Origin of the sequence: Pseudomonas sp. PS02290, assembly GCF_029960075.1 — a bacterium.
In the GTDB taxonomy this organism is placed as follows: Bacteria; Pseudomonadota; Gammaproteobacteria; order Pseudomonadales; family Pseudomonadaceae; genus Aquipseudomonas.
On sequence record NZ_JASCOY010000254.1, the window covers coordinates 1 to 255 of the forward strand.

The window sequence follows — 255 nt, forward strand, 5'->3', positions numbered from 1 at the left end:
TTGCCCAGCTCGCTGATCAGTTCGAATGATCTTTGGAGTCCGAAAGCAGGAGAGCACTGGCCTTTTTTAGGATTTCGATATCCCGATCCTTTTGCCTGAGCAAGGTTTTGAGTCGCTGTATTTCCTGTTGCTCGGCGGTAATTGCCTTGGCGCCGACGGGCGTTGCGCCTTGGCGCTCCGCACGCACTTGTTCGACCCAGCGACGCAGCGCGGTTCGGCCAATGCTGAGGTTGTCGCAGACTTCAGGGACTGATT

The 255-nt window shown here is 56.1% G+C and carries 1 protein-coding gene; it reads right to left on the reverse strand.

The genetic code is table 11. The features are described from left to right. Window positions 1–16: 16 nt before the first annotated feature. On the reverse strand, window positions 17–255 hold a 239-nt coding region (locus QMX88_RS29985; RefSeq protein WP_282373749.1), incomplete at its 5' end, for a transposase.